A 12,664-nucleotide genomic window follows, 5' to 3' on the forward strand; every position below is an offset into this window, starting at 1 on the left:
TTTCAAATTTATTACTTCTATTATTAATCTTTCATTAAGCTAACAAATATATACGTTACTACCTAATAAAAAAGGCACTTTTCAGTGCCTTTTTTATTTTTTAGTTAAAAAGCATTAGCTTAATTATTCATCATCTTCAACAAGCGTCATTAGTGATGTGTTACCACCTGATGCTGTTGTATCAATACTGATTGTTTTTTCAGTAATAAGACGTTTGATTAATGTATCGTAATACTCAGAGCTAATTACTGGTAAAATAGCACCTTTACGCTGTGCAAGCTGTTGGCTAAAGTAGCCCAAGCGAGACGAGCGAGCAGCAACTACCGCACCGGCTAAATGAGGGTGCGCCAAAATAGCTTGTAACTGGTTAGGTTTAGCTACTTGGAAAACACCTTCTGCAACACCTGTAGAGATAAATTTATCTTTAAAGGCAACTGCTTCATCATAAAACAGCTCAGACGCTACAGTAATTACCGTATTACCTGCGGCAATAGCAGTGATGATAGACAATGCCCAGAAGTTAAATGATGTGCTCTTATCTGCATAACACACTACACAACCACGTGCTTCTAGATGAAGTGTATTAGACTCACCCGTTGGCCCAGGCAGGGTAGTAAACTTACGCATGTGCTTTTCAAGGCGGTTAAGCTGTGCACGTGCTTCTGATAATGTTAATGCTAAGTCGTCTGCTAAATCGTCGATAATTTCTACCGTCGCGATTTTAGCAAGCAACTGACGTACAGCCGAAACACGGTCGTTTAGTGGTGTTGCACGCCAGATTTTTTCATCGCGCATTGAGTTAGCCATTAGCTTTTTAACTTGTTCATTCGCACCGCTGTAGTGGTGTAAATCAAGTTCGTCAGGCGTTAGGTTAGTCATTTGTACGTTATCTGGTGATGCTTTTTCTTTTACTAAACGTTGTAGGTAGTTAGGGCCACCGGCTTTAGGGCCAGTACCTGATAAACCACGGCCACCAAACGGTTGCACACCAACAATGGCACCAATCATGTTTCGGTTAATGTAAACATTACCCGCACGTGACATTTTAGCAAGGTACTCACAGCGCTCTTCAATACGTGAGTGAACACCCATTGTCAGACCATAGCCCGTGTTATTTATTTGATCCATCACATCATCAAGTTCATTCGATTTAAAGCGAACAATATGAACACATGGGCCAAATACTTCACGTTTAAGTACTGATAAGTCTTTAATTTCGTATAAACGAGGAGCAAAAAAGTATGCGCCATTTTGAGTATTATCAGGAATTTTACATTCGTAATGAAGTATAGAATTACCTTTTAAGTACTCAACGTGTTCATTTAAGTTTTTAAGTGCTTTTTCATCAATTACAGGGCCAACATCAGTTGATAGTAACGATGGATCGCCAATGTGTAACTCAGCTAGAGCGCCTTTAAGCATTTCGATAATGCCATCAGCTACGTCATCTTGAATGAATAAAACACGAAGAGCAGAACAACGTTGGCCAGCACTTTGAAAACCAGAACTGATCACATCGTCAACTACTTGCTCAGGAAGCGCCGTTGAGTCAACAATCATACAGTTTTGGCCACCTGTTTCTGCAATTAACGGTACTTGAATATCGTTACGTGCAGCAAGTGTTTGAGAAATTAATGTGCCTGTTTCAGTAGAACCTGTAAACATAACCGCTTGAATGCGCTCATCAGGAACAATTGTTTTACCTACTTCAGAGCCGCGAGCGATAACCGGTTGAACAACGTGCTCAGGTAAACCAACAGATAGCATTAGTTCAATGGCACGAAGGGCGATTAAACTTGTTTGCTCAGCAGGCTTAGCAATTACAGTGTTACCTGTAACAATCGCAGCAGCAACTTGACCTAAAAATATTGCAAGCGGGAAGTTCCACGGGCTAATACATAAAATAACGCCACGGGCTTCAAAACGCTCATCTTTAGATAACTCTTCAGCGCGCGCTGCGTAGTAACGACAAAAATCAACCGCTTCACGCACTTCATCAATACCATCTTGCGCTACTTTACCTGCTTCTTTAATACAGATAGCGACTAGTTCATCATGATGACGCTCTAAAATGTCAGCAACGCGACGCAGTAAATTAGCGCGCTCTTTTACTGGTGTTTGTGACCATGATTCAAGTGCGGCTTCAGCGTTGGCCAGTAATACTTTCATCTCTTCGCCAGTTTGTAACTTAACGTGGCCGATGATTTCTTTGTGGTTCGCTGGGTTTTTAACAGCCAATGAGCCCTCTGGTACTTGGCTTTGCTCAATTAGGTGCTCGTTAAACCATGTTTCAAGATTCTCTTTGAAAGGGGTAATAACGTTAATATCGGTTAAATCCATGCCTTTAGAGTTAGCACGTTCTTCACCGTATAAATCAATTGGCATTTTGATTTGCGTATTGTACTTGTTACGCAAGCCTTGCAATGTTTCCACAGGGTCTGGTAGTAATGATTCAACAGGTTTTGTTGTATCTACAATCGCGTTTACAAATGATGAGTTAGCGCCATTTTCTAATAAACGACGAACAAGGTAAGCAAGTAGGTCTTCGTGTTGACCAACAGGGGCATATACACGGCACTGGATTTTTTCCTCGTTTACGATTTGGTCGAATAATGATTCACCCATACCGTGCAAACGTTGAAATTCAAAACCGGTGTTGTCGCCTTTCGCTACTTCTAAAATAGTCGCGGCAGTGTAAGCGTTGTGCGTTGCAAATTGTGGATAAAGTACGTCGCGCGCTTCAAGCATTTTAATTGCACATGCTTTGTAAGAAACATCGGTTGTTGCTTTACGAGTAAATACAGGGAAATGCTCTAAACCATCTTGTTGTGTGGTTTTGATTTCAGTATCCCAGTACGCGCCCTTAACTAAACGTACCATCATTTTACGACCAACACGGGTTGCAAGGTCTGTTAGCCATTCAATTACAAAAATAGCGCGTTTTTGATACGCTTGAACCGCTAAGCCAAATCCTTGCCAATCACCAAGATCTTCATCACTAAATACTGCTTCAATGACATCTAATGAAATATCTAAACGGTCAGCTTCTTCAGCATCAACGGTAAAGCCGATATCGTATTTCTTAGCAGCAAGCGCAAGCTCTTTTAACTTTGGTACAATTTCTTCCATCACACGGTCTTTATGAGTGAACTCATAGCGCGGATGAATAGCAGAAAGCTTAACTGAAATACCAGGGCTCTTAATTGGACCACGACCATTTGCCGCTTTACCAATCGAGTGTATAGCATTCATGTAGCTGTCAAAGTAACGCTTCGCATCTTTCATTGTGCGCGCGCCTTCGCCTAGCATATCGTAAGAATATACATAACCTTTTTGCTCTGTATCGGCAGCACGTTCAATTGCTTCGTCAATGGTACGACCCATAACGAATTGCTTACCCATAATTTTCATAGCAAAATTTACAGACTTACGAATAACTGGCTCACCTAAACGACCAATGGTCTTTTTAAGCATGCCGAACTGTTGTTCTTTCGTTTTGTCTGTGTAGTTAACCATTTTACCGGTAACTAATAACCCCCAAGAAGACGCGTTTACGAATAAAGAATCGCTGCTGCCTAAATGAGAGCTCCAATCACCTTTCGCTAACTTGTCACGAATCAGTACATCTTGAGTTGCTTTGTCTGGTACGCGAAGCAGCGCTTCGGCCAAACACATTAATACAACGCCTTCTTCACTAGAGAGTGAAAATTCATTTAAAAGCGCATCAACACCGCCTTGCCCATCTTGCTCTTTACGAATGTTTAAAACAATCTGGCGGGCTCTTTCCCAGGCACGACTTCGTGCTTTTACGCCTACTTCTGCAAGCGGTAAAATATGATCAATAACCGCATTTTCATCTATGCGGTAGAAGTCACGGATTCTTTGTCTAATAGGACAAATCGTTGTTAAATCGCCGTTGAATAACATAAGCAACCCTCAGGAGTGTTAAGAATTAAAGTAAAATTAATTACCAATAAATTACCAGTGATATTGTGAGTGCATTCTAATTAAATTTCAGCAGAATATGCTGGTTAAATTTCGCGTTTTACGATAATTTACAGGGCATAAATTTAACTTATCCGCATAAAATTCTGTTATGACAATTCCAAATAGATTACGCATGCTAGATCGTATTGATTTAGCCATACTAGACGTTCTACAAAAGAACGGCAGAATTTCAAATGTTAACCTCGCAAAACAGGTTAATTTGAGTGCAAGCCCGTGTCTTGATCGTGTAAAACGATTAGAGCAAGAAGGCTATATCGAAGGCTACTACGCTAAGCTTAGCGAAGCAAAGCTTAATCAAAGCTTAGTAGCACATGTTCAAGTGTCGCTTGTTGCTTCAAATACAGCAGTATTTAAGGTATTTAGAGAGCATATACTAAGAATACAACAAGTCGTTGAATGTGACATGGTGGCAGGCGGCTATGATTATTTATTAAAAATCCGTGTTTCTAATATGGAAGAGTACAGACAAGTGCTAGGTGACTTAGTCGATATACCTGGTGTGGGCACTCATCATACTTATATGGTGATCGAAAAAATTAAAAAAGACGAAGGGTTGTTAATCGACATTTAGGCGTCCCTTAAATAATAAAAACCGCCAAGTGCGGTTTTTATTTCAGTACATAAAGATTCTATCAATATAGGTCGTACATTACCTTATACATAATTTATTACGACCTTCCGACTTCGCTCTGTATAACGCCGTATCAGCCGCGCATATTAATGCTTCAGATGTTCTGTACTGATTATCGTATTCACACGCAATGCCTTGGCTTACACTAATTTTTACATTTGGTGGCAGCCCAATATCTCTAAAATTAATGTTGAGTATTTTTTCTTGAATACGTTTTGCGATCATTTCTGCATTTGAGATATGTGAGCGGGGTAATACAACAGCAAACTCTTCACCACCATAGCGAGCTACTAAGCTATCCTTGGAGGGTAGGCATGCTTCAATAGTTTGCGCTACCTTTTGTAAGCATTTATCACCTTTAACATGACCAAAACTATCATTAAACAGTTTGAAAAAATCAATATCGATTAAAATAAAACTCAAAGGTTGTTTGTTTACGATGCACTCTTGCCAATTTTTAATAATCGTTTTCTCTAGGGTGCAGCGATTAGCGACGCCAGTGAGGTGATCTATTTTGGCTATGTTCTCGAGTACTTTATACTTTTTAACATGCTTTGAAATGTCATGCATAATACAAATAAATAAAGGTGTATTGTTTGTGGTTGATGCAGGCATACAAGAAATTGAAAGTTCTATATCTAAACAGTTGCCGTTATTTTTTATTATTTTAACTTCTTTGGGACCATGATTGAGTGGTGTTTGATAATTATTTTTCCAACTTTCAAACATGTAAGCATAGTCATCGCGATATTGCTCTTGTAAGCAATCATGCCATTTTCTACCTATTAATAAATCTGACGTCACGTTAAAAAAACGTGCTGCGACGGGGTTTACTGATTCAAACACGCCATCTGCATTAACAATAAAAATAGCATCGGCCATGACATTCGTGACATTAATAATAGCGCTTATTTTTTCATTGTTAACGGTGTTAGAAATGCTGCTCATTAATGCAGATACAGCATTGTCGGCGTTGTTTGCTCTGCTATTTTCATTATTGTTAGACATGGTGTTGCTCATTTTTATTGTTAATGAAACTTTATGTCTAGTAGTTTATTTAATTTATATTTTTAAACCTTTCGGTAACCTTCTTTTTTAATTGTTTGATTTTAATTGTTTTTATTGAAGTGTGTCAGTGTTTAACTAAAAGGTAGTTAGTTTATAAATAAATTGCGTAGGAATAAATCAGCCCCATGCAATTTAAAATCAATAATTAATCGTTGTTGATTAATTTTTTTTATTTATAACTTGTGGGTCAGGGCTTGAATAAGGTTTATCATTACATTCAACGTTAAATATTAAACACGCAGTGCCTGAGTTTTTTGCTGTATCGGTGATAGTGATTGCTTGGTGGTTATCACTAAGTGCATAACTGAAGTCTTGGGCACATGTTCCTATTTTATCAGTAACTGTAGCTCCTGTGAAAAAAAAGCCTAGCCCAACTGCAGCAGGAGTTAAAGTGTAAGTACCTGCAGTTTCGGTTCTTACTGTACCGCCGCCATCAACGGCTTTGCCATTTTCTGTGTAGCTAAAAATAGCCTCTTTTTTATCGTTAAACTCAATATGCACTTGAATGTCGACTTTGTTTATAGTGGTCGTCATGTAATTTCCTTTGTGTTTAGTTTTATAGTTTAAAGTCAGTAATGCCTAGTTTTAACAGGCTTGCTGTTATTGTTGGTATTTCGTTTGCTCGGTTTAAGCAGGTATATGCTTGTACCTGCGGGTACTTTACGTGAATACTTTGGTTTATTTTTACTGTTTTAGTAATAGCTTTAAGCACATTTAAGCAAAATTGCTCTCGTTGTTCGCTGGTCGCAGCTAATTTAGCTTTGAGTAGGTTTATATTTATGGGGGCTAAGTTATCTCTATTTTTCATTTTATTGGTTATGTACCGTTTATATTCGCCATCATTCTCAAGGGTCGTTAATAACTCTTGCGCTTTAAGGGGGAAGTTTCTGTCAATAAAATAGTGAATTAGACTAATTTGTGTATTGATAGAATTGATACTATTAAGACCTTGTGATTTTAAGAAGCTAATAATTTTTTCTGTCCTTGAATCAATCTTTTTGTCATAAGACAACATTATCAATTGCGCTAATGAGCGATAATACATATGTTGAAATTCATTATTTTCCGGATCTTGCTTTAAAGCCTCATTTATAATTTCATTCGCAAAGCGAGCTTTTAAATAGGCCATTTTTTTATCAGGTAAATAACTTAGTAAATAACTTTGTTGCATATGTATATTTGCTGACATATAAAAAAGACTGGCGTCATCAGGGTAGTGATTAGTCATTTTTTTCACCACAGAAACTGCATTTTCCAGCATATTCATTGCGACATTAAAGTTACCTAAGTTACCTTCAGTTTTTGCAAGCCAACTGATTGTATCTGCTTTATCACGTAATAAATTTTTACTATTCGGTTTTAGTTCAATGGCCCTATTCTTAAGCATAAGTGACTCTGTAAAGCTTTTTTTCGCGGCTATATAGTCAAATTTCTCTGTGTATAAAGAACCCAATGAGTTATGTGAATACGACAACTCCATAATGGAATTAAAATCATTCGGTGCTAACGAATACATGGTTTTGCTATATGAATGGTACTTTTTAAATAATGGCTCAGTGGCGGCGTAATCACTTTTATCGTAACTAAGCTGCCCTAACCAAAAGGCATTGGCACCCGCAAGCGTGAGTAGCTCTAAATTATCGGGCTGGATTTTTAATAATGCCTCAAGGCGGGTGCGGGCGTTTTCAAAGGCGGTGAAGGCCTCAATGGTTTTACCGCGCGAATAGGCCACTTCCCCCATTGCCTCAAGAGTTTGTGCGTACTGAAAACGGTTGTTAAATTGTGCTTTATCATCGCTAAAGCTAAAAAGTGAACCTGATTCGTCAGTTTGATTAGTAAAATACTCAAGTGCTTTATTACTAATACCATCAAGTAAATCCATACGCTTTACGCTACGTAATTTATCGGCAAAATCACCGACCATAAAACCAAGCAGGCTCTCTGCCTCAAGCTGCTTTTTTTGTGCGTTTTGCTGGGCCTTAAAACTAGTAAAGCTCATTAATAACGCGGTAAATGTAAGCAAACACAATAAAGCAACGGTCACTCGTTTTACTCTTATTTTTGCTTTTGTTTTTTTTACAGAGCTTTTGATAAGAGCGTGCTCGTTATCATCTAATTTAAACAGTTTGTCGCTAAGTAATAGCTGCGCTTCTTGTAGAGGTTTACCTGGCGCTAGGAGGTAAGCACTACTTTTACCTTCATCTACCCAATTTTGCGCTTGATGCTGTAAGCGACTTTTTATTGCTAAGGCATCTTTATGATCATTAATCCATTGTTTTGCTCGCGGCCATTGACGTAATAATGCCTCGTGAGCAAGGCTAAAACAGGCTTCTTGATTTTGTAAATGCGATACAAATAAACGGCTATCGACCATGGCTTGCACAAGCTCTTTTTGGCTTGTGTTCGTTAATGTTTGCCAGCGGGCAGCGCGGCTCGTAATGGTTTTACCATCTGGATTTAAAGTGATCAGTTGTGATAACACGCTTTTTAGTTGCTGTTGTTGCTCGTTGCTGAGGTCAATAAATATATCTTCTGCTTTTTTGCCTATGGCTCCCTCAATACCCCCGAGTTTTGTGTAAACACTGTGCAGTAGCTCGTTACTATCACTGCGTTGTAAATACAGTTCTTGCAGTGTGTATTGCAGCATGGGCAGTGCGTCGGGGTTATTAGCTGTATCGGCGCACAGAATTTCATCCAGTGGCGTTTGGGTTTGCGGGTCGAGTGAAAATGTTAAATTAGCGGTTAACGCTGGCAGGCGAATAATTTGTTGTAGTTCGTGCCTGTTTGGTGGTGTTAAATCGTAATGCGCACCATGAGCTTTACCTGCCATTAGGCTGGGTTGTTCAACCACTAAAGGATAAAAGTCGTTACGACATGCACTAAATAGAATCACTGTTTTAGAGGTTGCTAAGCGCTCAATAACCGATAAAAAATGGCTGCGTGTTTCGCTACTAAATAAAGGAGAAGAAAGCAGTACTTCTAAGCGGTCAATAAATAAAAATAACTGCGGTGTTTTAAGTTGTGTAGAGGTTTTGCTTAGTGCAGCTTGTATGGCGTTAATTACGTCATCTATTGCCAACTCTAGTTGTTCTGCAAGTGTTTGCGCGCTTAATCCTTCAAACACAGGTAGGTTGTTTATATCCCAATCAAGCAGTGCGGAAGCTAAATCTAGAAAAAGCCTATTTTGATGGACGTCTGCAAAGTCGAGCTGAGCGTAGGAAACCACCCCAATGCCATTATAACCTCGCTCATCAAGTAATTTAGGTAATATACCCGCATTAACAAGTGATGACTTACCCGTGCCACTTGGACCGAGTATTAAGCAAAAAGCACGACCAAATTTAACTTGGCTCGATATTCTATTGAGTAACGTTTCTATAGATTGATTGCGGCCAAAAAATAGGTGTGTATCGCTTGGGTTGTAGGCGCTTAATCCTAAAAAAGGTGAGCCACCTTGCCATGTGTTTTCAGTTGTTTTTATGTCTTCAGCTAGAGGAAACTCAAGTTTTGCAATAACGCGGTAACCACGCTTTCGAATAGTTTCTATGTAGGTGGGTTCACTTGCTTTATCACCGAGGGCTTTTCGTAACTGGGTAATTGTTTTATGCAGCGGGTTATCGCCTACCTCAACATTTTTCCAGCATTGATCTAATAGCTCGTCACTAGTAACAATTTCGCCTTTTTGGAAGCAAAGATGAACTAACACATCCATGGCTTTTGGTTCTAACTGTTTAGTTTTTTCTGCACGCTGAAGAGTATTTGACTGGGGATTGACTTGCCAATCACCTAAATAAAAAGGGCTGCGATTCATAATTGCTCATTATTGTTATTATGTAATTAAAGCGAGTGATTAGCCGACTTTTTTAACCAAGTCTTTATATTACAGATAAAATAACAAACAGATAAGGAGTTTTTACGCAGTAAAAGAGGTTTATTGATGTGGGTAATTCAATATTGAATTACCCACTGGATTTTATGACTATATATCGCTTTTATTTATAGTAACTACGCGTTGAGGGAATGGGATTTCAATATCAGCGTTATTAATTGCTTTATAAACACCGCCATTAATAGCCAGCTTGGTTTCAATAATTTTAGTGGTAGGTACCCAATATCGGTAGCTTATTGTAACACCGCTATCGGCAAAGCGTTCAATACCCACTTGTGATAACGGATTTTGTGCGACTAATTCGTGTGCTTTAAGTACGTCTTCAATAAGGCTAATCGCATTATCAGAGCAAGCACTATAGGCTATATCTATTTCACCTTTGACCAATGAGTAACTAAATGAGTTATGAAGTATTTCACCTACTATATGCTTATTTGGAATGGTGATTTCTACTTTTTCTTCATTGATTAAAATAGTGTAGCCAAGCTCAATTGTTTTAACTTGGCCGCTTACATTTTTAACTTCAATAGTATCACCAACAACAAAAGGTCGAGTGGCTATAATGGCAAGGCCCGCACCATAGTTAGAGAGCATTCCTTGCAGCGCTAAACCAGCACCTAAAGATGCAGCACCAATGGCTGCTACAAATGGCGTAACGCTGATACCTATTTTGCCAAGTGCAATAATTATAACCATTACAATTAGCAGTACTTTTACCACGCTACTGACAAAGTTAGTAAGCGTAATGTCAACGTTATGACGGGTCATTAACGCGGCTACAAATTTGGCAAGCTTTTGTGCTATCCACAAACCAATGAGGACGATAAAAATAGCGCCAACAATTTGCATACTGTAGGTAACCATATACTCAGTAAGCATGGTGTAATATTTTTCAAACTGTTCGATTTCAGAACTGATCATAAAGCGCTCTATGTTAGGGCTATGTTGTATTTTTCCAACTATAGCAAAATGTTGACTAAAAATGGATATAACAGCGGCACTATAATTGCTGTTAATAAAGCACTTAGCGCCATTGCAACTGAGGAGTAAGCGCCTACTTTTGGATGTTCAGCAATAGCAGCAGCAGTCCCAATTGCATGACAAGCTGTGCCCATTGCAACACCTTGAGATTCGTGATTAAAAATATTAATGAGTTTAAAAAGCATAAAACCAAATAAAGCGCCTAGTAAACCAATAAAAATAACTAAAGCCGCAGCAAGAGAGCTAATCCCGCCTAATGAGTCTGTAACAATTAAAGAAATGGGCGTAGTAACACTAAGAGCAGCAACAGATGCACTTAGCTGCGCTGGCGCATTAAATAGTATGCTTAGTAAAAATGCTACAACGGTTGCATTAACAATCCCCAAGCTACATGATGCGACTATGAGTAATAGATTTTTTCGTACGTGTGTAAACTGCTGATATAAAGGAAGCGCTAAAGCCACAATCGCGGGCTCTAATAACCAGCTTAGTAATTTGCTGTGCGAGGTAAATTGCGTATAAGGCAAATTTAGATTAACTAGCAATAAAGCGATAATACTAATACTTAAAAATACGGGGTTAGTGAGCGATTTAAATACGCTGTTTTTTATACTTTGATTTACGGCTCTTAATGCTAAAAACAATACAATAATAAAAGGGATACTTAGCCACCATAAATTAGGCTGTAGCTCTGGAATAGCGGAAAAAGTTAAATTAGTCATTATTTTCTTTTCCCTTAAAATACGCAATTACACTGCTAACAAGCAACAAGGTAGTTATAGGGACTAGCACCATAACTGAGGCTAAAAATGCCCAGTGCGACTTTATAAGGCCGAGATGTTCAATAAATCCCACACCCGCAGGAATGAAAAATATAGGCATAATATTTAAAATAGGGGAGGCGCATGGTTTTACATGTTGCTCTTTTACAATACCCGATAAGAGTAAAACTAATAAAATAACCATAGCGAGTAACGGTGCAGGAAAGCTTCCACCAATAAAGTGCATAATGAGTTTAGCACAGGCTAAACATAGTAAAATAATAGCGCTACTGAGCAGATATTTCATCAAAGTGGCTCACAGAAAAGATAAGAGCTTAACTTTAACAAATCAAACTCTTTTATGCATTGTGCAATAGTCTACCAGTGCTTTGTATTTGCGTAGGTTATATCTGCTTTTCCTTTAGCTTTAGCAATTGCTTTTTTAGTGTTTGGGTTTAGCAGTAAGCGAATTTGGCTTAAGGTTTCTTTAGCGAGTATTTTTCGTTGGTTTGGTTTATAGCTAAGTTGTGTAACACGTTTAATAGCAGCAAGCGTATCGGGTGAACGCTCAAGTAATGTATCGAGCATGTTTTGCGTTGCTTGCTGAGTATCATCGGTAAGTTTAGTAACCAAACCTAGCTCATTTGCTTGTTGTGCAGTGATTGGGTTTGCGTGGCTTGCAAGCCAAAGTGCTTGGTCGCGCTTAACTAAACCGCTCATCATTACATTTGCGCCCATATCGGGGCACAATCCCCAACGCGCTTCCATAATGGCAAGTTTGGCATCAATATGAACAACTCTGTAATCTGCCCCCAAAGCTATTTGCAAACCACCCCCTAAACAGTTGCCATCAATTTGTGCAATAACGGGCACACTAAGTGACTGCCAGCCTAATACTACTTTTTGCGCTAAATTTTGATTGCCTGGTAACCATTTAAGCAATAATTTCACTATGTTCATTGGTGTAGCCATTACTGCAGATATATCAAGGCCTGCACAAAAATGCTCGCCATCACCTTTTATTACCACAGCACGAATACTACGATCTCTTTTTATATTTTTAATGGCTTTGTTTAGCTCTACAAACATTTCAAAGCTTAATGCATTTTGTTTTTTTGCTCTGCTAAGCGTGACGGTTGCAATGCCATTTTGTTTTTCTAGTTTTATCATTACACACTCCTCTGACCTGTTGCTTGAGCTTATGTTGTTATAGGAATTAAGTAAAGTGACGGTATTTTTTAAATAAATGGAATTTATTGCTAAAGCCGTAGTCTTAAAGGATTGGTTTTAGATGAGAAAAAGCTAAACAATTCGAACCTAAGATAA

Annotated in this window: 9 protein-coding genes; 1 reads left to right on the top strand and 8 read right to left on the bottom strand. The window is 38.6% G+C overall.

Translation table 11 applies throughout. The features are described from left to right. Nucleotides 1–123 precede the first annotated feature (123 nt). Nucleotides 124–3,927: a bifunctional proline dehydrogenase/L-glutamate gamma-semialdehyde dehydrogenase PutA gene (gene putA, locus GQR46_RS08645; protein ID WP_010553201.1), complete on the bottom strand. Its 3,804-nt coding sequence runs from the start codon at nucleotides 3,925–3,927 to the stop codon at nucleotides 124–126. 169 nt (nucleotides 3,928–4,096) lie between these two features. On the opposite strand from putA, the gene GQR46_RS08650 reads away from it, so the two are divergent. After that, a complete protein-coding gene (locus GQR46_RS08650; protein WP_024590009.1) occupies nucleotides 4,097–4,579 on the top strand; it encodes a winged helix-turn-helix transcriptional regulator in 483 nt (160 codons plus the stop codon). 78 nt (nucleotides 4,580–4,657) lie between these two features. On the opposite strand, the gene GQR46_RS08655 is transcribed toward GQR46_RS08650, so the two are convergent. From GQR46_RS08655 to GQR46_RS08685, 7 genes are all read right to left on the bottom strand, one after another. Further along, nucleotides 4,658–5,647, bottom strand: coding sequence for a sensor domain-containing diguanylate cyclase (locus GQR46_RS08655; RefSeq protein ID WP_165740718.1), 990 nt, complete (start codon nucleotides 5,645–5,647; stop codon nucleotides 4,658–4,660). Between the two features lie 219 nt (nucleotides 5,648–5,866). After that, nucleotides 5,867–6,241, bottom strand: a complete 375-nt coding sequence (locus tag GQR46_RS08660) for a DP-EP family protein (RefSeq protein WP_165740719.1) — start codon at nucleotides 6,239–6,241, stop codon at nucleotides 5,867–5,869. A gap of 22 nt (nucleotides 6,242–6,263) precedes the next feature. After that, nucleotides 6,264–9,518: a winged helix-turn-helix domain-containing protein gene (locus GQR46_RS08665; protein ID WP_165740720.1), complete on the bottom strand. Its 3,255-nt coding sequence runs from the start codon at nucleotides 9,516–9,518 to the stop codon at nucleotides 6,264–6,266. 168 nt (nucleotides 9,519–9,686) lie between these two features. Then, nucleotides 9,687–10,517, bottom strand: coding sequence for a mechanosensitive ion channel family protein (locus GQR46_RS08670; protein ID WP_165727565.1), 831 nt, complete (start codon nucleotides 10,515–10,517; stop codon nucleotides 9,687–9,689). A 38-nt stretch (nucleotides 10,518–10,555) separates the two neighbouring features. After that, nucleotides 10,556–11,299, bottom strand: coding sequence for an LrgB family protein (locus GQR46_RS08675; RefSeq protein WP_165740721.1), 744 nt, complete (start codon nucleotides 11,297–11,299; stop codon nucleotides 10,556–10,558). Then, nucleotides 11,292–11,645 carry a CidA/LrgA family protein gene (locus GQR46_RS08680; RefSeq protein WP_165740722.1) on the bottom strand — a complete coding sequence of 118 codons (354 nt, stop codon included), beginning with the start codon at nucleotides 11,643–11,645 and terminating at the stop codon, nucleotides 11,292–11,294. Before GQR46_RS08680 ends, GQR46_RS08675 begins: the two co-directional genes overlap by 8 nt. Before the next feature lie 71 nt (nucleotides 11,646–11,716). After that, nucleotides 11,717–12,508 carry a crotonase/enoyl-CoA hydratase family protein gene (locus tag GQR46_RS08685; protein WP_165727562.1) on the bottom strand — a complete coding sequence of 264 codons (792 nt, stop codon included), beginning with the start codon at nucleotides 12,506–12,508 and terminating at the stop codon, nucleotides 11,717–11,719. Nucleotides 12,509–12,664 lie beyond the last annotated feature (156 nt).

Source organism: Pseudoalteromonas sp. Z1A6 (assembly GCF_011378745.1).
Classification (GTDB): domain Bacteria; phylum Pseudomonadota; class Gammaproteobacteria; order Enterobacterales; family Alteromonadaceae; genus Pseudoalteromonas; species Pseudoalteromonas arctica.

What these genes read in the sequence shown, in the direction of transcription:
- putA (WP_010553201.1), bottom strand. Translation starts at nt 3,927, where the DNA reads ATGTTATTCAACGGCGATTTAACAACGATTTGTCCTATTAGACAAAGA.
- GQR46_RS08650 (WP_024590009.1), top strand. Translation starts at nt 4,097, where the DNA reads ATGACAATTCCAAATAGATTACGCATGCTAGATCGTATTGATTTAGCC.
- GQR46_RS08655 (WP_165740718.1), bottom strand. Translation starts at nt 5,647, where the DNA reads ATGTCTAACAATAATGAAAATAGCAGAGCAAACAACGCCGACAATGCT.
- GQR46_RS08660 (WP_165740719.1), bottom strand. Translation starts at nt 6,241, where the DNA reads ATGACGACCACTATAAACAAAGTCGACATTCAAGTGCATATTGAGTTT.
- GQR46_RS08665 (WP_165740720.1), bottom strand. Translation starts at nt 9,518, where the DNA reads ATGAATCGCAGCCCTTTTTATTTAGGTGATTGGCAAGTCAATCCCCAG.
- GQR46_RS08670 (WP_165727565.1), bottom strand. Translation starts at nt 10,517, where the DNA reads ATGATCAGTTCTGAAATCGAACAGTTTGAAAAATATTACACCATGCTT.
- GQR46_RS08675 (WP_165740721.1), bottom strand. Translation starts at nt 11,299, where the DNA reads ATGACTAATTTAACTTTTTCCGCTATTCCAGAGCTACAGCCTAATTTA.
- GQR46_RS08680 (WP_165740722.1), bottom strand. Translation starts at nt 11,645, where the DNA reads ATGAAATATCTGCTCAGTAGCGCTATTATTTTACTATGTTTAGCCTGT.
- GQR46_RS08685 (WP_165727562.1), bottom strand. Translation starts at nt 12,508, where the DNA reads ATGATAAAACTAGAAAAACAAAATGGCATTGCAACCGTCACGCTTAGC.